The 20,406-nt window shown below is 56.7% G+C and carries 15 protein-coding genes; 4 read left to right on the top strand and 11 right to left on the bottom strand.

The window, feature by feature from the left end:
- Positions 1-3: 3 nt before the first annotated feature.
- From P1X16_RS03635 to sbcD, 4 genes are all read right to left on the bottom strand, one after another.
- Entirely contained in the window at positions 4-990 is a 987-nt protein-coding gene (locus tag P1X16_RS03635; RefSeq protein WP_277226441.1) for a virulence protein RhuM/Fic/DOC family protein, read from the bottom strand.
- Positions 991-1,153: 163 nt separating this feature from the next.
- Complete coding sequence (locus P1X16_RS03640; protein ID WP_277226443.1) at positions 1,154-3,628, bottom strand: TonB-dependent receptor; 2,475 nt, start codon at positions 3,626-3,628, stop codon at positions 1,154-1,156.
- A 428-nt stretch (positions 3,629-4,056) separates the two neighbouring features.
- On the bottom strand, positions 4,057-5,061 hold the full coding sequence (locus P1X16_RS03645) for an alpha/beta hydrolase (RefSeq protein WP_277226445.1): 1,005 nt from the start codon (positions 5,059-5,061) through the stop codon (positions 4,057-4,059).
- A gap of 54 nt (positions 5,062-5,115) precedes the next feature.
- Positions 5,116-6,345 carry an exonuclease subunit SbcD gene (gene sbcD / locus P1X16_RS03650; RefSeq protein WP_277226447.1) on the bottom strand — a complete coding sequence of 410 codons (1,230 nt, stop codon included), beginning with the start codon at positions 6,343-6,345 and terminating at the stop codon, positions 5,116-5,118.
- Positions 6,346-6,511: 166 nt separating this feature from the next.
- On the opposite strand from sbcD, the gene P1X16_RS03655 reads away from it, so the two are divergent.
- Positions 6,512-7,276 carry an MOSC domain-containing protein gene (locus P1X16_RS03655; RefSeq protein WP_277226449.1) on the top strand — a complete coding sequence of 255 codons (765 nt, stop codon included), beginning with the start codon at positions 6,512-6,514 and terminating at the stop codon, positions 7,274-7,276.
- A gap of 93 nt (positions 7,277-7,369) precedes the next feature.
- On the opposite strand, the gene P1X16_RS03660 is transcribed toward P1X16_RS03655, so the two are convergent.
- A complete protein-coding gene (locus P1X16_RS03660; protein WP_277226450.1) occupies positions 7,370-8,749 on the bottom strand; it encodes an MBL fold metallo-hydrolase in 1,380 nt (459 codons plus the stop codon).
- A gap of 357 nt (positions 8,750-9,106) precedes the next feature.
- The gene (locus tag P1X16_RS03665; protein ID WP_277226452.1) at positions 9,107-9,559 is read right to left on the bottom strand and encodes a hypothetical protein; all 453 of its coding nucleotides are present in this window, start codon (positions 9,557-9,559) and stop codon (positions 9,107-9,109) included.
- A 207-nt stretch (positions 9,560-9,766) separates the two neighbouring features.
- On the opposite strand from P1X16_RS03665, the gene P1X16_RS03670 reads away from it, so the two are divergent.
- Complete coding sequence (locus P1X16_RS03670) at positions 9,767-11,332, top strand: amino acid permease (RefSeq protein ID WP_277226453.1); 1,566 nt, start codon at positions 9,767-9,769, stop codon at positions 11,330-11,332.
- Positions 11,333-11,403: 71 nt separating this feature from the next.
- Here P1X16_RS03670 and P1X16_RS03675 read toward each other — a convergent pair whose 3' ends face one another.
- Complete coding sequence (locus tag P1X16_RS03675; RefSeq protein ID WP_277226455.1) at positions 11,404-11,619, bottom strand: DUF2945 domain-containing protein; 216 nt, start codon at positions 11,617-11,619, stop codon at positions 11,404-11,406.
- Positions 11,620-12,373: 754 nt separating this feature from the next.
- On the opposite strand from P1X16_RS03675, the gene P1X16_RS03680 reads away from it, so the two are divergent.
- Both P1X16_RS03680 and P1X16_RS03685 read left to right on the top strand, forming a co-directional pair.
- Positions 12,374-14,446 carry an RICIN domain-containing protein gene (locus P1X16_RS03680; protein ID WP_277226457.1) on the top strand — a complete coding sequence of 691 codons (2,073 nt, stop codon included), beginning with the start codon at positions 12,374-12,376 and terminating at the stop codon, positions 14,444-14,446.
- Positions 14,447-14,558: 112 nt separating this feature from the next.
- Entirely contained in the window at positions 14,559-15,470 is a 912-nt protein-coding gene (locus P1X16_RS03685) for a hypothetical protein (RefSeq protein ID WP_277226458.1), read from the top strand.
- 30 nt (positions 15,471-15,500) lie between these two features.
- On the opposite strand, the gene P1X16_RS03690 is transcribed toward P1X16_RS03685, so the two are convergent.
- From P1X16_RS03690 to P1X16_RS03705, 4 genes are all read right to left on the bottom strand, one after another.
- Positions 15,501-16,565 (bottom strand): hypothetical protein, encoded by a 1,065-nt coding sequence (locus P1X16_RS03690; protein WP_277226459.1) that lies wholly within the window; start codon positions 16,563-16,565, stop codon positions 15,501-15,503.
- Positions 16,566-16,752: 187 nt separating this feature from the next.
- Positions 16,753-18,453 (bottom strand): NAD(P)/FAD-dependent oxidoreductase, encoded by a 1,701-nt coding sequence (locus P1X16_RS03695; protein WP_277226461.1) that lies wholly within the window; start codon positions 18,451-18,453, stop codon positions 16,753-16,755.
- Positions 18,454-18,517: 64 nt separating this feature from the next.
- Positions 18,518-20,107 carry a polyamine aminopropyltransferase gene (locus tag P1X16_RS03700; protein WP_277226463.1) on the bottom strand — a complete coding sequence of 530 codons (1,590 nt, stop codon included), beginning with the start codon at positions 20,105-20,107 and terminating at the stop codon, positions 18,518-18,520.
- Entirely contained in the window at positions 20,100-20,315 is a 216-nt protein-coding gene (locus P1X16_RS03705; RefSeq protein ID WP_277226465.1) for a DUF350 domain-containing protein, read from the bottom strand. Before P1X16_RS03705 ends, P1X16_RS03700 begins: the two co-directional genes overlap by 8 nt.
- Positions 20,316-20,406: the final 91 nt, after the last annotated feature.

The following is a 20,406-nucleotide window of genomic DNA, read 5'->3' on the forward strand; positions in this document are numbered from 1 at the left end:
GATCTAGTTCTCTTGGTTAATCAGATTCACCACTAGCGTCACCATTGTGTTTTTGTCTTCCGGCTTGCTTTCGGCAATGAGCAGCGTGAGGGCTACCAAGGCATTGTCAGCCAAACGTCGGGAACCATCGGGTTTGTAGAGGCAATGGTTGCGGTCGAGGAACCACACGAACAGGAAAGCGGCAATGCGCTTATTGCCGTCGGAGAAGGAGTGATTTTTTACCACGAAGTAGAGCAGGTTGGCGGCCTTCTCTTCCACGCTGGGGTATAGATCTTCGCCATCGAAGCTCTGGTAAATAGTGCGTACGGAGCTTTGAAACGAAGCGTCTTTTTCGCGGCCAAAGAGTACACTGCCCCCAAACTGTTTGCGTAAGCCTTCTACTGCCTCTAAGCCAGCTTCATACGTAAGCTCAAACGGCTCCTCGGTGGCAGTGCCTCGTACCTGCAAGCGCTGATGGTCGTACTGGTCGAGGACGTCGAGGGCGCGGGCATAGTCACCGAGCACTCGCAGCAGCGCATCCGACTGGTCAGAAGTTAGCTCGTGGTTGGTTGCCACTTCGCTTTGCAACTGCACCAGGCGCTTAAGGTCGGCCAGCTGACGGGCGCTTTCCCGCAGCCGCTGCTCGTTCAGTGCGTAGCCTTGCACCAGGTATTGCCGCAGCACCTGCGTTGCCCACTGCCGGAAATGCGTGCCGCGCAGGGACTTCACCCGGTACCCGACGGATATAATAACGTCAAGGTTGTAATGTTTGACGCGGTAGCTTTTGCCGTCGGCAGCAGTTAGTAAGGATTCCTTACTAACTGAAATTTCTTCTAATTCCCCTTCCTTAAAGACATTACGCAAGTGCATAGTGACATTTGGGCGAGAAACATCAAACAGCTCAGCCATTTGAGCCTGGGTTAGCCAGACAGTTTCGTTTTGCAACTGTACTTGTAGCTGCGTGTTGCCGTCGGGGGAGTGGTAGAGGAGGATATCGTCGGTGGAGGACATGAGTTGCCGAACAAAAAATGGTCGGACAAGATAGTAGCTATCCGCACTATCTCAACAGTAAGATCTACTATTCATTTCACTGAAATAAAATCGGGCCTATCGGTGGTACAACCTGCGGCAAACTGATTCTGAAAACTAAATGGTGCTAACAACGCGGCTATTACTATTGGGCGCGGCGCTTCTCGTCTTCGGCGCCGCTGCGGCGGTTGGTGGCGGTGGAGTTATCATTGCCTAGCTTCCAGCTTAATGACAGGGTCACGGCGCGGGAGTCACGGCGCAGGAAGAGGTTTTCCTGGTAGTTGTTGTAGCGCGAGGTAGCCCGTAGGGGGCTGGTATAGAAGATGTCGGTGGCGGCCAGCTTCACGTTGCCACGCTTTTCCCACACGGCCTTTTGCACGCCCACTCCAACTTGGCCAAACGGTTGAAACACAAAGAACCCTACCCGCTGCCGCGACTCGTACGTGCCATTCAACTCCGCGCCCCAGCCTTTGCCGAACGTGAAAGTGCTGTTGCTGCTCAACGAGCACGCGCCCCGGCCGCGGTTGAGGGCCGTGCCGGCCAAACTGCCCTGGTAATGGATATAGTACAGCACCACGTTGTTGTAGATATTCCACCACTTAGCCGGCGTCAGGGGAGCCGTGAGCGTCAAGGCCGCGTACTGCTGCCGGTTCAGGTTGACGTACTGCGACACGGTAGTACTGTCGCTTTCGGGTTGAGCCACGTCCGTGATGGGGTCTTGGGTAACGCTGAAGCTAAAACCAGTGGTAAATTTCTGCTTGAACGTGTGGCTAAGCTCCACATTGTAGCTGGTTTCTGGCCGCAGGTCGGGGTTGCCCTTGCCCGAAGTAGTTGGGTCGATGACGAAACGGAAGGGGTTAAGCTGCCGGTAGGAGGGCCGATTGATGCGCCGGCTCAGCGACGCTGACAGCTCGTGTTTGTCATTGAGTGTGTACTTGAGGCCAGCACTCGGAAAGAGCTGGTAATAGTCGCGCCGGAAGTTGAGTGTATCCACCAACTGACGGCCTTTCATTACGGTTTGCTCGCTGCGCAAGCCGGCCTGTAGGTTGAGCTTATTGATGGTGTGCGATAAGGTAGCGTAGGCAGCCGTGATGATTTCGTCGTATTTGAAGCGGTTGGTGCGGCCGAGGTCAATAGTGGTTATGTCGTTGACGGTGTTCTCAAATAGCAAGTCATTATCGGAAGACACTTGGCTGGCTTTGGCCCCGGCTTCGAGGTTGGTCTTAGGGGATAGGGCTTGCGTGTAGTCGGCTTTCACGGCCCGAATGATTAGCTCGCCGGTCTGGTCGCCTGTTAGGGTAGAAGTGGGGCGGCCCGACAGTTCAAAGAAAGTGGTTTGGCGCTGCAGGCGGTGCGTATAGTAGTTGGCGTAATCCACATCGGCCGTTAGCTCCGGGCTGCCGGCACCGGCGGCACCAAAGGTGTGTTTGAAGTTGAGGTTGCCCGCAACGTTGGGGTTGAAGCCTTCGGTTCTGCTCAGGGCCGTGTAATAATCCGTTACCTGACCAGCCGCATCATAAAAGGTGCTGGTGTTGGTACCTACGCCATTCGGGCGCGGGTTCGGAACGGCAAACCCGTTGATGGCCCCACCGAGGACAGTGTTTTTCGACAGGTTGAAATCGGCGCCAATCTTATAGATCAGAAAATGGTCGCTGGATTCTATGCGGTTGCGCTGGTCGCTGGTGCTTTGCAGGACGGGGGCTTCCTCGTTTTGCGACTCGTAGAAGTAGCGGTACGTGTTCCGAATGCCGAAGCCCCGGCGCCGGGTGTAGTTTACGGAAGTGAAAATGTTGAGGTCCTTGCGCCGGTGGTTGCCCGAGAAGCCACTGGTAAACTTATTGTATTGGGTGCGGCCGTAGCTGGCATTCAGGGCACCGTTGGTACCCATGCGCTGGTCCTTTTTTAGATTGATGGCAATAATGCCAGCGCCGCCCTGCGCATCATACTTGGCAGGCGGATTGGTAATCAGCTCGATGCTCTTAAGCTGATCGGCGGGCAAGGAGCGCAAGTAGTCGGCTAGCTCTGAGCCGGTCATGGGCTGGCGCTTACCATCAATGAGAACCAGCAGGCCCTGCCGCCCCCGTAGCGCCAGGTTGTCGTTGCCATCGACGGTGACGCCCGGCGCACGGGCGAGTACGTCGAGCGTGGTATTGCCGGCGGCCAGCGTGGAGCCTTCCACATTCACTACCGTGCGGTCAGCTAAGCGTTCAAACAACGGTTTTTGGCCTACTACCTGTACTTCTTTCAATGCCGTAGCCGCACTAGGTTGCAGCGCGATGCTTGGTAGCGCCAAGCTGCCGCTTGCTGGCAACGCAAACGGCTCACTCCAGTACCGAGCAAAGCCTATCTGGGCTGCCGATACCCGGTAACGGCCTTCTGTAGGATGCTCGAAACGAAAAGCGCCGTTAGCGTCGCTGAACTCGGTTTTCACCACCGAAGAGTCGGCTGCGCGATGCAGCGTCACGGTAGCGTAGTCAATAGCCGTGCCCGCCGCTGAGCGCACGGTTCCCGTTATGTTGCCGGAAGTTTGCGCTTGGGTAGGCACAATGAACCCCGTTAGTGCTGTCACCAAAATTCCGGCCGCAAACAAAAAGAAGCGAGTAGAGATTTTGCTGTTCAATGTATTGAAGCGGTTAAGTGGCAAAAGGAAGTACAGCAACAGGAATGTCCAAGCGAGCCATGCAGGCTGAAAGCAAGCTAATGACCGTGGCAAGCAGCAGAGGGTAACCCTTGGATTTCAAGCTAGCCAGCAAGTGGAGCCAGCTAGGAAGGCAGATAAAGGGTCGCCGAGTTCGGTTTCAGGTGTGGATACCGCGCGAACTTTCGGACGTTACAGCCGCAGGGGCTATTTATTTTTCGCGCTTGCGGCACTGCAACTGCTCTCAAGCGTTGCTGCCTTCATCGGGTGCAAAACAGGCAGTCAGACTGAGCACATCCGTACCATGCCAGACGCGTTGAAAGCAGAAAACCCGCCACGACGAAGCGCAGCGGGTCTCTTATAGGGTGATGCTCTGGCTGTTCTAGCAGCTCAGCTTAACCTTAGTGGCTTTATTTTACCTTGAATACCTTGTTAAGAAAATCCACGGTATACGTCAGTGTGGGCTCAAACCAGGGGTTGAAAAGCGGAAACGTGTGCGGCGCATCGGGGAAGTTGTGCACTTCGTGATAGATATGGAAGGCATCTAGCTTCTTAATCATGTCTTCTCGACCGGCGTGCATTCTATCAACCGAGCTGTTGATGAAAACAATGGGCGGCGTTGCACTGCTCACATGGTTTAGAGCGCCGGCTTGGTGCCACAATTCAGGTTTCTCGGTTTTGGAGGCGCCAAACCAATACGTAGCAGCAGAAGGCCCTTTGCTGTCGTTGCCTTCGCCCGATTCGGGGTGGATGAACGCCAGCGTACCGTCTACATCCACAATGGCTTGCACGCTGCTGGAGTGGCTGGTGTGGCAGGCATCGCCTTCCAGGGTTTTGTCGCCGTTGGTGGTGCCGAGCAGCGCCGCTAGCTGCCCACCCGCCGAAAAGCCCCAAACGGCAATTTTGGTGGTGTCGATGGCATAAGCTTTTGCGTTAGCACGCATCCACCGAATGGCAGCTTTTAGGTCCGTAACGGCGGCCGGATAAATAGCTTCCGTGGACAACCGGTAGTCGGCTGTTACGGTCACGTAGCCTTTGGCCGCTAGTTCCTGGGCCATCGGGACGTGGTGCGAACGGTCGCCGGAACGCCAGCCGCCGCCATAAATAAACAGGATAGCCGGGTACCCTTTCTTGCGGTTGGCAGTCGGACGGAAGATGTCGAGCTGCAAATTGCGGTTGCCAAGGCTGCAGTAGGTCAGGTTGGTTTTCGCCTGAACAGTGGCTGGCATGGCTGGCCTGGCTACACTGATGTTTGGATAGTTCTTCTTGGCTTTGGTGAAGGCACTATATACAGTGAACGACGTGTCGCGCGGGGCCGGAGGCTGCTGGGCAGCCACTGGCAGAGTATGAAAAGCAAGCGAGCAACTCAGCGCAGCTAGCCAGCGCTGCAGCGAAAAAACACCTTGGGTGGTCATAAATACACAGTGAAATCTTCCAGTTGCCCCTAACTTACTGAATAGCTGCTAGGCTTACAGCCGCTCCAGCAACTCGTCGAACGTGCGCAGTAGGTCGGCGCGGCTGGCTTCGGGTTCTGCTTCCAGGCGTTGCTCGAATACTTCGCGCTCGGTAAAGTCGTGGAGGCTGCGGGTGAGAGGGGCTTCTGCTTCCGGTTCATCGCCAAGGGCGCGGAGCTTCACCAAGCGGAAGTGACGACGGGCCAACACCTCCAGCTGCTTGCGGTCCAGGTCCTTGATTACTTTCAACAGCGCTTCCGCTACTTCCAACTGCGTTAGCTCGGAATGAATCTGCACGTCGGCCCAGGCGGGAAGGGCGTAGCCGGAGTTATCATAGCTAGTCAGGAGCAGAACCACTTCGTCGAGGGCGCCGTGAAAGCGCACCAGCCGCCGTGCACCGGGCACGGGCAGGGCTTCCAGCGTTTGCAGCTTGCCACCGCCAAATTCTAGCAGCAGCACTTCCTTGGGGTGGTCGACTTCGGAAAACGACAGCGGAATAGGGGAGCCGGAATAACGAATATGCTCCCGCCCGCCCACGCGTTGCGGGCGGTGCAAATGCCCGAGCGCCACGTAGTCAAAGATTGCAGGAAAATGGTCGGCCGTAATCTGCCCCAGGTTGCCGACGTGGATAGTCCGCTCGGAATCGGAGGGAGCGGCGCCAGCGGCGTAGAGGTGGCCGGTGGCCAGTACGGGCAAGCCTAAGTCTTTAAGTTGCCATACCTGCTCTACCTCCGCCATGCGGCCGTAGTGGTCGGCAATGCCTTGTTTGATGCGAGCTTCCCGCTCCTCGGCTGTTTCGCCGGGCACCGACAGGCGCACGTCTCGGTCGCGCAGAAAAGGCACGGCGCACACCACAAGGCCGGGTTTGCCGGTGGCGTCATCCAACACCAGCACTTGGTCTTCGAAGCAGTCGGGCACGCAACCCACCACGTGCACGCGCAAGTGGCGCAGCAACCGGGCCGGCGCGTTGAGCGTGGCGGGCGAATCGTGGTTGCCACCTACTACCACAATGTCGCGGCAGCTGGTACCGCGCATGTTCAGCAGGAAAGAGTAGTACAACTCCAGCGCCTGGTTGGAAGGCGAGCCGGTGTCAAAGATGTCGCCGGCTATGACCAGCACTTCCACGCGCTGCGTCCGCACCGTTTCCACCAGCCAATCGAGGAAGTGGCGGTGTTCGTCGGTGCGTTCGTGGCCGCTGATAAAGCGCTGGCCCAGGTGCCAGTCGGCGGTGTGCAGGACTCTCATGCTGAAAAGTGTAACAATGCAAATTCAAAATTACAGCTTGCTTCGCCGATTCTATTCGTAATTCCACGATGCGCGCTAACAACGTTATCCGGAAGTAGATAAGTTTACCAGCAGTAGTCGCTTTATATCGACTCGGGTAGCTTAACCTGGTAATTCACTAGACGTAATGGAACGCATAGAAAATACCGCACCTGCTCAAGCGGATTCTGTCCCCGCTATTTCATGGCCGCTAACTTCCTTGCGCGTAGGATTGCCGCAGGAGTTAGGAACACACAATGCACCAGACGTATTGAGCCGGGCGTGGACCTCGGCCATATTCAAGCGGGAAGTAACTGAGCCAGTATGGCTTTCTACGCTTAATCTGGCCGGCGACGAGCAAGCTGATCAGCGTAACCACGGCGGGCCCGACCAGGCATTGTGCGCTTACCCAGCCCAGCACTACGCTTACTGGACCAAGAGGCTAGGCCTACCGCTAACGGCTGGCAGCTTCGGTGAAAACTTAACTGTTGGCGGTGAGTGTACCGAAGATGACGTGTGCATTGGGGATGTGCTGGCTTTCGGTGAGGCAGTGGTGCAAATCTCGCAGCCACGGTCGCCCTGCTGGAAAATTGCGCGCCGTTGGCAACTGCCGTTGTTTTCGCAGTGGCTACAGGAAACTGGTTTTACGGGCTGGTACATGCGGGTCATACACCCTGGCTTGGTCGGCCCCCATGACGTACTGCGCCTCATGGAGCGCCCACACCCCGAATGGACGGTGGCTCGTGCTAATTCTGCCAAATACGAACAGCGCCACGACCGGGAGCTAGTAGCACAGTTAGCTGCCTGCCCAGCACTAGGGCAGCATTGGCGCCGCAAAATGCAAGGCCGAACAGACGGTTCTTTGCCACTCAATGACGACGCTAATCGGTTGGTTGGCCCCAATGCCGGATAATATTTTCAAGCCACTGAAGCTCCCTTGAAATAAATGACCATAAAAAAAGCCCCAGCTATTGTCGGGCCGGGGCTTTTAGTGCTGGTAAGACGGTTAGTGAACTACCTGCGGCTGAAACGTAGTAACGGCCTCACCTAAATCGTGTACTTGCACGCTGTCGGGCAGTGCCGCATCCAAGATGCTAGACCCCGCCGCGGAGCGGTAGCCACCCGCGCAGTGTACGAGCACAGGCTTGTTGGTAGGAATTTCATGGGCCCGCTCGCGCAATTCCGGCAGCGGAATTTGCAGTGAGTTCTCGAAGATGGGCTGCTTGGCTTCGGTGGTGTTGCGGATGTCCACAATCGTATAGTCCTCGGGCCGTTCACGAACGTGCGCAACATCCGTGCTGGGGCTCGTGACGGGGAGCTGCTGCGGCGTAACAAGGGCTCCTTTGATGTTGAGCTCGTAGCCGATTTTAGCCGCTTTGCGGATGACCGTATCCAGCGCAATCTGCGAATCAGCCAATAGGTAGAACGTTTCTTCGGGGCCCACTACCGAGCCGAGCCAGGTCTCGAATTTGGGTCCATCCATCAGATTGATGGCGCCGGGTAAGTGGCCCGTCCGGAATTGTTCGGCCGGCCGCGTGTCAATTATCAGAGATTTGGGGTCGAGGGCGGCATCGGGCTGCAAGCGTGGCACCCGCCGGATGCTGTCTTCGAAGGGAAGCGCGCCTTGCTTATTGAGCACCACATCGTGCCCGAAATATTTGGGGCGGAAAGGCTGGTCTTCCAGCAGTACCTTAATAAACTCGTCCTGCGACATGGGTTGCAAGGCGTAGTTGGACTGCACTTCCTTGCCAATGGTGCTGTCGAGGTCGGTGCTAGTGGTTTTGCCGCACAAGCTGCCTGGGCCGTGGGCGGGGTATACCTTCGTGGCGGGCGGCAGGGTCATCAGCTTTTGGCGGGTGCTGTGGTAGAGCTGCGCGGCAAGCTCTTCGCGGCTATGCCCGCCTACATTCTCGGCTTCGCGAAGGTCGGGGCGGCCAACATCGCCCACAAATAAGGTGTCGCCGGTAAATACGGCGCGGGTATGGGCAAACTCGTCCATCAGCAGTACGCTGATGCTATCGGGCGAATGGCCGGGGGTGTTGATGGCGTGCAGCTCCATGTTGCCGAGCTTGATCCGGTCGCCATCGTCGAAGGGCTGGTGGGGGTAGCTGGCCTTCACCAGCCGGCTACAATAAATGGTAGCGTGGGTTTCCTCGGCTATTTCGAGGTGGCTGCTGACAAAGTCGGCGTGCGGATGGGTCTCGATGACGGCAATAATGCGGGCGTCGTGCTCGTCGGCGAAGTCGTAGTAGGGTTGGGGGTCGCGGGCCGGGTCGATGATGGCCACTTGGCGGCCGCTGCGGATGGCGTAGCTGGCATGCGCTAAGCCTTTATCGTAAAACTGCTGAATTTGTACCGACGCGGTACTACTGGGCAGAGGACTCATGGGGTGAGGAATGTGGTGGATGCGCAACCGGGTGGGAAAGGCAAAGCCGGACGCATATTTTCAAATATAAGCAAGTGGAATTCTACGTAAACCGAAAGTAGAGGGAAAAGTATTCTCGAAAAGGTGCAAGCGCTTTGGAGGCAGCGTGTTGAAATAGCGGTTTTCCATGAAGTCTGCGCAAGGCGTAGCGCACTGCATACTACGCACAGCTTGGAAAAACCTATGGCGCGTGGAGTTATACACCAGCTTGCGCCTCCTGCGGCAAAAGCAGGCGCAACGGCAGGGTAAACAGTTCGGCAGCAAAAAGCCCCGGCCAAACAGGCCGGGGCTTTTGCATCTAATTTGCTGCGCGTTTGCTTACGCTTTTGCCTTCTTTTTCATAGCGCCCTGCATTTTGTCTTTGCGCTTGTCTAGCTGGTCTTCGCGCATCTGGTCGAATTTCGTTACCTGCTCTGGAGTAAGCACTGCTTTAAGTTGCGCATCATATTTTTCGCGGACAGCTTTCATTTCCTGGCCAGCGCCCTGGCGAGAATCGGCGGACGAGAACTTGGCGCGCAGGGCCTGCAACTCCTGGTTCTCGGCCAGCGCGATAGTGCGAACTTTCGTCGATTGATCGGCGGTGAGGCTCAATTCTTTGGTTAAGCGCTGGGTTTGCATGTCGGCGCGTTGCTCGGGCGTCATGTTGCCGCCGCGGCCCTGGCCCATGCCCATGCGGTTGCCACGGCCCGCAGTAGTTAGATCAGAGGATTGAGCCGAGGCCGCGCCGGCAGTTAAAAAGAAAGCAGCTAGTATAACAAGCGTCTTTTTCATGGTAGAGTTGTCTTTGAGGTTAATGACGACTGCTTAGAGGACGCTGCCACGGCTGGGTTTAATTGGTCTGCAAAGATTAGGACAATGACCTATCTGAAGCGGACGAATCCAATAAACGCCTATATTCGGGGCCGGGCAACTGCTTGTAGACGGCTTTTTTCCGCTTCGACTACCAACTCACTTTCTTTCCCTTTCTCACAAAATTATATGGCAGGTATTTTCGCCAAAAAACCGCTAACTCAGTTGCTGAGTGAAGCTAATTCTTCCGGACACGGGGCGCTCAAGCGCACCCTGGGTGCGGGCAACCTCGTAGCTCTGGGCGTAGGCGCCATCATCGGGGCGGGCCTATTTGTGCGTACGGCCGCCGCTGCCGCCCAGGCTTCGGGCCCCGGCGTGACGCTGGCCTTCGTGCTGGCCGCGTTCGGCTGCGTGTTTGCCGGGCTTTGCTACGCCGAGTTTGCAGCCATGATTCCGATTGCCGGCTCGGCCTACACCTACGCCTACACTACCATGGGCGAGTTTGTGGCTTGGGTTATCGGCTGGGCGCTCGTCATGGAGTATGCCCTAGGAGCAGCCACGGTATCCATTGCGTGGAGCGAATACCTGAACAAACTCTTGGAGGTCTTTGGCACCAGTATACCGTATAATCTTAGCCACTCGCCTTTCGAAAGCGCTGTTATCAATGGCGTGACGCAGCACGGACTTATCAACCTGCCCGCCTTGCTTATCATCGTAATGCTGAGCTTGTTGCTGGTAAAAGGCACGCAGGAATCAGCCCTGTTCAACGCCGTTATCGTGGTGCTGAAGACCCTCATCGTAGTAGTATTTATTGCGGTGGGCTGGCAGTTTATCAACCCATCCAACCACACGCCCTACCTCATTCCGGCTGATGCCGTGGTTAAAAACGCCGCTGGTGAAGTAGTACGCACCTACGAAGGATTCTTCAAACACGGCTTGGGCGGCATTATCGGCGGCGCAGGTATCGTGTTTTTCGCCTTCATCGGGTTCGACGCCGTAAGTACGGCCGCGCAGGAAGCTAAAAACCCCAAGCGCGACATGCCTATCGGTATTCTTGGCTCATTGGCTATTTGCACGGTGCTTTATATCCTGTTCGGCCACGTGCTGACTGGCGTGGCCAACTGGCGCGAGTTTGCCGACCCGGCTCTGGGTGGTGAGGCTTCGGTGGCCTATGCTATCCGTGCGCACATGCCCGGCTACGGCTGGTTGGCTACGGCCGTGACAGTAGGCATTTTGCTGGGCTTCACCTCGGTTATTCTCGTAATGCTCATGGGCCAAAGCCGCGTGTTCTTCTCGATGGCCAAGGACGGCCTCATGCCCAAAGCCTTCTCGGACCTGCACCCCAAATTCAACACGCCCTACAAATCCAACCTCATGCTGATGGTGTTCGTGGGCTTGTTTGCGGCCTTCGTGCCCGGCTCTCTGGCCGGCGACCTTACCTCGTTTGGTACCCTGCTGGCCTTCGTGCTGGTGAGCATCGGGGTGTGGATTATGCGCCGCTCCGACCCCAGCCAGCCCCGGCCGTTCCGCGCGCCACTATCTTCGCCTAGCTTCCCGCTCGTGCCTATCATGGGTGCAGTGGTGTGCACTTTGCTCATCATCGGCCTCGACGCCTTCACGCTGGAAGTAGCCGTGGGGTGGATGCTGCTAGGCTTCCTGGTGTACTTCATCTATGGCAAGCGCAACTCCATGCTGCAACGCGGTATTGTGGTAGTGCCCACCGAAATGGAAGAGCAGGCATTTATAAAAGACTAGATACTCGCTACCGAGCAACAAAAAGACCCCGCTGGCTAGCCAGCGGGGTCTTTTGCGTTTTACAACCTTCCTTAGCTCTTAGACGCTTCCTTTACTTCGCTCTGAAGCTTAATGACCCGGTCGCCGTTTTCTTGAACGATTACGAAAGCCGGATTGTCAGGAGTACCATGGCGGGTGATGTCGGAGCCCTTGAGTTTGCGGGTGACAGTTTCCTTGTGGGTTTCTTCGATTTTGCCGGTAGCGGTGCCAGTGCCGTACTTCCAGCTTACAGTAGTGCCTTTGCGCATGATATGGAAAACAAGTAGCAGTGAATAAATGGCAAGCGAGGAGCCGCCTATTTTCGTTTTACTGTTTCGGTGCTGCTTAGGTTCTTGGAAAGATGCAGCACCTAGCTGTTCAGCTAGTCTACTTCTCTTGCAAGTGGCAGGCACTGAGCCGTAAGCGGTAAAGCCATGCCGGCTGAACAGTAGGGGAAAGGTAGATAGATGATAGACAGGCCGTATAGGCGGAAATAGACGCTTATATATAATGTATAACCTATTTTATTTTTTTCATGAAAAAATATACATTAGCAACGTTCTATCAAATAGAAATATCGTTACATTTGGGACATGAACTGTGCATTTGGTGCAGTTGCGCCTAAATGCCGTCTTGGAGTTGCTTTCTTGATTCCAGGATTTTGCCTTCTTCAACCTGAGTCACACCAAACGAAAACAAACTAGTTATGCCCTCTAAGATTCTCTCCTTCATTGTACACGTTCCAGGCACGACACCTGGTTCTTACCCTGCTGTACCTATGGCTACTACCAAGCCCGAACGCAAGCAAGAAACGAAAGTGCAGAGCAGCGGCCACTTTACCGCTATCTACGAAAACGACCGGTTTGTACGCTTCAAGTACATTCATAACGCCCAGTAAAAACAGAGATAATCTGTTGCTGCAATAAGTAAGCGCCGCGTCCCTGTTGTGGGGTGCGGCGCTTTGCATATACGGACGCTAGCTTTTGGGCTAACTTGCAACCTAAACCCTGCGTTTAGTTGCCCATGCTGTCTTCCCGTTTCCGTGAGTTACTGTTTCTGTTTGTTTCACTGATTTCTTTGCTGGCTAGCGGCCCCTTATGGGCGCAGGCTACCGTGCCGGTGCTAGACGAAAACGGCTGGTACGGTATTGTGGCGCGCAGTAGTGGCCGCTCTTTAGAGGTGCAAGGCGGTTCGCAAGAGGCCGGCGCCCCCGTAGTGCAATGGGAATTTACCCACCCAGCTTCTCAGCAATGGCGCTTTGTACGGGTAGTGCCCGGCGGCGAATACTACCGCATTGAAAACCGCCAAAGCGGTAAGTGCCTAACCGTTGATAAGCCCGACGAAAACGCGCCTCTAGTGCAACGGCCCTTTACCGGCAGCTTTTATCAGCAGTGGAAGCTAGAGCCCGGCGGCCCTTTCGGAAGCGTGCAGCTGGTGGTAAAAGGTAATAACAATTGTGCCGCCATCATCAATGCCGATAAGTTTAATGGCACCGCGGCGGTACTGCAACGACCCCAAAACCGGGCCACGCAGCAGTGGCGGCTGTTTCAGTTGCGCCTGAACGAAGACCCCAACTTACCTGGCTTTGGAACGCCGGAGCTGTTGCCTACGCTCAACACGAGCGGCAACGAACTGCATCCTGTGCTGTCGCCGGACGGTAGCGCGCTGTATTTGTCGCGTACGCGCTATCCGGCCAACACCGAAGGCAACACCGAATCGGGCGATGCTTGGATGAGCGTTTCCTCCGACAAAGGCCGCACCTGGAGTACCCCTACGCGGGTAGATGCTCTGAATACCCCTCAGAACAACGGCGTAATGGCGGTGGTAGGACCCGAAGGCAATTCGCTGCTGGTGCGTGGTACCTACGAGCGAGACGGCAGCTTCCGTGACGAAGGCGTTTCCGAAGTTCTTCGCTCCGGTGGCAAAGGAGTCCGGCCAGTGCCGCTCATTATTCAGAACTACTACTCAGCCGGCCCGTCCACTACCTTCTTTATGACGCCCGACAAGAAGGTGCTGCTGCTCTCGCTGGAGCGCGGCGACACGCAGGGCGGCAACGACTTGTACCTAAGCACTCCAACGACTAACGGGGGCTGGAGTGAGCCGCGCAGCTTGGGCAGCGTCGTTAATTCGCCGGGGTTTGAATTTGCTCCTTGGCTGTCGCCCGACAACAAGACCTTGTATTTCAGTTCCTACGGCCACGCCGGCTACGGCAGCGCCGATATTTTCGTGAGTACTCGCCTCGACGACACCTGGACGCAGTGGAGTGAGCCGCGCAACCTCGGCAACCAGCTCAACGGGCCTGGTTTCGACGCCTATTTTACGCTTACACCCGATGGCAAGCAGGCCTACTATGCGTCAGCTCGCACCGCCAACGGTCCCGCCGACATTTTCCGCACGGCAACCAACGTGCAACGTACCGTAGCCCCTCCCGACTCTGCGGCCCCTGTAGTTGCAACGCCTGTGGCGCCTCCCGTGCCGGCTACAGTGGTACCTCGCACCTTGCTTACCGGCCGCGTGCTGAATGCAAAAACCAAGCAACCCCTGGCCGCCGAAGTCAAGATTGTTCGACTAGACAACAACCTGGTTTTCAACGCTACCGCCCGAAGCCTGCCCGGTACCGGCTCGTATCAGTTCACGCTGCCGCCCGGCCGCTACCAAGTGCTCGGCAGTAGTGCCACGTTCCTGAATGCCACCGATACCGTGAGCATGACCGGTTCCCGTACGCTCGATTTGCTGTTGGTGCCGGCCGCGGTTGGCTCCAGCTTGGAACTGCCTACCTTGATTTTTGCGCAAGGCAAGTTCACGCTGCTGCCCGCATCCTATGCCGAGCTGAACCGTTTGGCCCGTACCCTCGCCGACAACCCCACGGTGAACATCCGCCTGGAAGGCCACACCGACAACCAAGGGCCTGCTCACCTCAACCAAAAGCTGTCCGAGGATAGAGTGGGGGAGGTACGGCGGTATTTAATTATGCGGGGCGTGCCGGAAAACCGTATTAGCGTAGTAGGCTACGGCGGTACTCACCCCCGGGCCAGCAACGAGAAAGAAGAAACCCGTAAGCTTAACCGTCGCGTCGAGTTTACCATTGTCAAGTAGGTAAGTTGATGGTTGGTGCTGCTCAACCTTAGACTTCTACATGGGAGGCCCCAATCGGAGCTTATTAACAGTGAGCAATCAGCATTCAACAACCAGCAATTAATCATTAGCCATGCTTGCCACCATTCTGCGTCAGCTCGATTTACCTAATCTGCCGTCGGCGTCCGGGGTAGAAATTGTAGGCGACACGGTGTACATCATCGGCGACGACTCGCCTTACCTGTATCGGTTTACGGCCACCGACTTGGTACCCGGCAAGCCGCTGACTCTATTTGAAACCGCGCATTTCAGCTCCGGCCGCATAGACAAAGCCATCAAGGCCGACCTGGAATGCCTCACAACGCTCACCACTGCTACCGGCGAAATGGGGTTGCTGGTGTGCGGTTCGGGGGCCACAGCAGCGCGGGAAAACGGCTTTTGGGTGCCACTTTCCCCCACGCAAGGAGAGGCGGCCACTGTGCACCCCGTGTCGTTAAGTGGCTTGTATGCGCAACTGCGTACCCTACTGCCCGCCGGTGCTACCCTCAACTTAGAGGCGGCCGCCGCTACCGACACTGAGCTGCTGTTGTTCCAGCGTACGGTTGGTTCAACGGCCGGCAATTTAGTATTCAGAATGCCCTTGGCCGCAACGCTCGACTTTCTGCATCACCGCTCCACACAATTACCCACGGTGCGGCCACAGTTTTTTCAACTGCCCAACATCAAGGGCAAACCAGCCGGTTTCTCGGGTGCCTGCACCTATGAAGACAAGTTGTTTATAACGGCCTCCGTGGAAGATACCGCCGATGCCATTCTGGACGGTGAGGTGTTAGGGAGCTTTGTTGGCTTGCTCGACCTCGACCAGCCCGCCAACAAGCCAGTTTCCTTTGCGCAACTGCAACTTGCCGGCGGCAAACCCTACACCGGGAAAGTGGAAAGCGTAGCTATCCGGCGGCGTTTGGCGCCCGGTCGCTACGAACTGCTTCTCGTCACCGACGACGACCAAGGCGGCTCTACGGCGGTACTGGTAGAAGTGACGGTGTGAGTTGCTGCTTAACAGCCAACTGCTAGAGTTTTATTTTGCTTTGGCGCGGCGCCAAATAAAGCCATCCAGCACATAATGTGTCATTTGGGGGAGGGCTAATAGAGGCACGAGCAGGGTCAGTAGCAGCGGGGTGCTGGCTACGGATGGTAGGCCTTGGAACCATTGGAACACCGTGCCATGCTCACGCCACACGAGGCCGTCCCAAAAGCCTTCTTCGGCATATGCCAAGCCGAATAAGACACCCAAGAACAGCAACCAGCCGTAGCGGCCCGTCCACCAATACCCTATCCGGGCGGCAGAATGCGCGGTGGAGGTAGGCTGACTGGTCGTCCATACCAAAGCCAAATAAGGAATGCCGTGTGCTACCACGTTGAGCAGGGTAAATGCCAGGTCGCCGTTGAATTGCACAATGCCGAAATACCACGATACCAACGTGCCTACCATCAACAGATTACGGGGCAGATTGAAAGTGTGAGTGCGCCGCCATAGCTTCGTTTCCTTGAGTAGGTAGGCGCCAATTAACCCAACATACACCACCGTGGCTACTAGTCGGCCGAGGGGGAAGTCGTGCTGTACAAAGTCGCCAGCAATAAACCAATTGAAGTTGCGCGGCGGCGAAAGATGCCAGTACAGCAGTGGGTAGAGCGTGGAGTAATAAATCAGCAGGGTGTCAAGGGTGCGGGCGCCGGAACTGGAGGCTTCGTGGCGGGAGTACAAGCGCAGGAATCCATATTGCTGTCGGATGAAATGGAAAACCGCCAGATACGCGAGCACCCGCCAAAACAGCAGGTTTCCAGCGTAGTGCAGCGCCACACCCGTTGCGTAGCAGACCAGCGGCACCAACCACAGTAGCTGCCGAAACTGGCGCCGACGCGCCGGGTCGAAGTACGTGCGGAACAGCGTGCTGTACACGTGCGCCACATCAATCAGTACGACTAGAATCACCCATCCCCAAAGCGGCATTTGGGACGTAGTACGAAACTGCGCCGGTAGGGCCAACACCACCAGCAGCGCCAAGAACGGCGGCAACAGGATAAACGCCCCATCGAAGCGGGCAGAACGAATCCAAGGCTGAGTGGAGTGAGAAAGATGCACGAAAACTAATTGCTAAGTGGGTAGATAGCTAAAGCTGATAGACCGACCGGCTTCTATGCCGTAGAAGCCGGCCTAGAGAATATTTAAACAATGGCTGTCATTCCGACGCAGGAGGAATCTGAGTATAAATCGTCGGAATAAATAATTCAGATTCCTCCTGCGTCAGAATGACAAGGATGCTTGCCAGCTACAATACAGCCAGCATTTCGTGGGCCGCCCGTATGCCTTGATAAAATCCTTCCTCGAAGATAGAAATACCGCTGAGGTCGGTGTGGGCGAAGAAGACCTTGTTGCGCCAGGGCTGAGCCGCTGCCGCTCGGCCCCGGCCCCACAAGTAGCCAGGCGTGGGGGCCACCATGCCGTGGCCCCACACCCACACATCAACCCGCCGAACGTGGTGCGTAACGCCCGGATGCATAATTTCCAACTCCGCGAGCAGGCGTTTTACCCACTCATCGTAGCTGGTTTGGTACGCGCGGCGCCGGGCAGCTTCGGGTAGTTCGTCGCACAGTGGCCAGTACATAGTAATCACCTTAGCCCCGTCGGAGCGTAGGCTTAGGTTCTGGTGATTGGCATTCACGTAGCCTACCGACGTGCTGCCGTAGCGCACATTGTCCCAACAAAGCGGCTGGCCGGGGCCCTGCGGCAGACCATCTACGGTCAGATTCGCCACCACCCACGGCGCATGATAAGGCGTCAGGAGGGAGCTTGGAGCATCGGCTAGGCCGGCTAGCAACCGTTGCGTAACAAACTGCGGCGTAGCCAGCAGCACCTGCCGTGCCTCCACGCGCACGGTTTGATGGGCGGCTACGTCATACGCTAGCACATCTACTCCCGTAGCGGTTTCGCGCAGCTGATAGGCCACCATACCCGTGCTGATGGGGGCGGCAGCCTGTTGGCGTAATTGCTCGATCAGAAAGTTGTTGCCTTGGGGCCAGGTCAGGACATCAGAAGCGCTGGCGTTATGGGCGCGCCCTTTGCGGGCAGCAAAGTAGTGCAGCCCTGCCCACGCTGATACTGCGGCGGCAGGTGCGCCGTAGTCGTCGCGGCAGCCGTAGTCGAGGTACCAGCGCAAGTAGGGCGAAACGTAGCCGTGCTGCGTGAGGTAATCGGCAAAGGAAATGGTGTCGAGTTGGCGGTAAGTGGAGTCAGCGGAAGAATGATCTAAGGGAATCGCAAACACCTCTTTACCATCCTGACCGCGGGCTTGCTTTAGCTCCTCGATTAGCTTGAAAAACCGAGCTATTTCGGCGCGGTCGGCGGCTGGTACGCCGGCATCGGGCACCAAACCCTGCTGCCAATGCCCGTGGATGCTGAGGCGCTCTTCGGGGTCGTGACAGAGATAGTACTCGTTGTAAATAGGCAAGCTGGTATCCGCCGCAAACCCGGTTATCACCTCTGCTTCCCGTAGAAAAGCAATAAGCTTGCTATTGCGGGAGTCCGGAACAGGAAGGTAATGGGCGCCCCACGGGTAAGCAGAAACTTGGTTTTGACCCGAGGATGCATTGCCACCCACCCGCTCGTCTAGTTCGAGTAGCAGCGTGTTAGTTTGACCTTTCTGGTGCAGTTCGCGCCGTGCGGCTAGCCCGGCCACGCCCCCACCAATAATCAATACCTCGGTGCGTACAGTACGGGTAGGCGGCGGCAATTTCTCGGGTTGACGCAGCAAATGGCCGGTGGCGTGGTTCGCACCGTGCAGCGCCCCCTGAATATGGGCCCGCATCGTACCCGGCGCACACGATTCGAGCAAGCCGGTAGGGGCCAGCAGCACCCCGGCTACGCCTAGGCCAGCCCGTTGTAGAAACGTGCGCCGCGGGACTTCACCCCCTAGCCCCCTTTCTTGAGGAGAGGGGGGGCTAGCTTGTCGTTTTTGAGCTCTAAAAGCCATGCTGAACTGGTATAGAACACTGCGCCCTTTGCGGGGCTAAAACACGTTGAATGATAGGTGAGTATCAGTGTGAGTAAGGTCCCCAATCTTCCTCGAAGTACCGTACTAGGGCCTGGTTGTTTAGCTGGTTGATTTCCGTTGGCACTTCAGCCATATCGGGCGGGAAGTAAAGCATTTGGCGCAGGGTGGCGGGCGTCAGGAAGCGCAGGCCGGTGGGCAACGGGCTAGCATCGGGGCGCCAATGGGGGTTGCGGCCCGCCAGTACGTAGCCCCATTCCCCAAAAGAGGGCACGTAGCAATGGTAGGGAATGGTATGGAAACCCGCCGCGGCCAGCGTATGCGCCACGCACCAAAACGATTGCCGCGCCACGTAAGGCGAGGTGCTTTGCACTACCACCCGGCCACCAGGCGCCAGCCGCTGTTCCAGTGCCCGGTAGAAAGCGGTGCTGTACAGCTTGCCAATCGAGTAGTTGCCGGGGTCGGGAAAGTCCACCACAATACCGTCGTAGTGAGCGGTATCCTGCCGAATCCACTGGTAAGCGTCGCCGTTGACAACTTCCACTTTAGGGTCGAGCAAAGCGCGCTGATTGAGCTGCGCCAAGATTTCGTTGCGCTGGAATAGCTGCGTCATGCCCGGGTCGAGGTCGACGAGGCGGATTTGTTGGAGGCGCGGATACTTTAGCAACTCCCGCACGGCCAGGCCGTCGCCGCCGCCTAGCACCAAGATACGGCGGGCGTTGGGTAAGCCTTGCAGCAGCGGGTGCACCAGCGCCTCGTGGTAGCGGTATTCGTCTTGGGAGCTGAATTGTAGGTTGCCGTTGAGGAACAGGCGCAGCTCACGGTTATTCTTGGTGAGTACCAGCCGCTGGTACACGGTGCTCTTGCTGTAAATCACCTGGTCCTGGAAAGCCAGGGTTTCGGTATAGCTCTGGATACGCTCGGAATACGCGAAGGTGACGCCCAAAGCCAGCAGCGCCACCAACAGCCCACCCGCAAAGCCCCGTCGGTACGGCCGCGTTTCGCGGAACCGAAACAGCGCCACGCCCGCCACTACCACGTTCAGCGCGCCAAATAGCAACGAGGTCCGCATCAACCCCAGCTGCGGCACCAGCACCAGCGGAAAAATCAGCGAGGCCAGCAGCGCCCCGATGTAGTCGAAAGTGAAAACCCGCGACACCAAGTCTTTAAACTCGTAGCGGTTCTCCAGAATCCGCATCAGCAGCGGAATTTCCAGGCCCACCAATATCCCGGTAAAGCCTACCAGCGTGTACAAAATCAAGCGGAACGACGTGACGTACTCGAACAGCACGAACAGCAGTGGCGCCGAAAAGCCACCCACCAGCCCCACCAATATCTCCAACCGGATAAACCACTTCAGCAACGACCCGCCCAAGTAGCGCGACAGCCACGACCCAATGCCCATCGAAAACAAATAGGCCCCGATGATGGTGGAAAACTGCGTGACCGAGTCGCCGAGTAGATACGAGGCCAGGGTGCCGGCAATCAACTCGTAAATCAGGCCGCACGTAGCAATGACGAACACGGAGCCCAACAACAGCGCCGCTTGGCTTTCCGCAGCGGTTGGCCGGGCTGGCGCGCCCGAAGCCGCGGCAGCGGTTTTGCGCCCGGTGCGGCGTACCGGCTCCTTAACCATGAATAGCCGCGCTGATTATCAGAGCCACGGCAATCATGAAAGCCGCGCTTACCAACGCAAAAGCGTTGTTATGCTCCTCCATGATTTCCTTGCGCAGCGTACCTGGCGTAAACTTTTCGAAGAGATAAAAGCTGATAACAAGAATAATAATGCCTAAAACCGAGTAGATAACGGAAGCAGCAATAAGCTTGAAGTTGAGGTATTCCATAGAGGTGAAGTGGTGAGGTAGTGAAATTGTGATTCAGCAGCTTGATAGCTTCCTGGACAGGCTATTCAATTTGTGCCAGTAATATGATTTG

The sequence above is a fragment of the Hymenobacter sp. YC55 genome (assembly GCF_029433095.1).
Lineage (GTDB): Bacteria > Bacteroidota > Bacteroidia > Cytophagales > Hymenobacteraceae > Hymenobacter.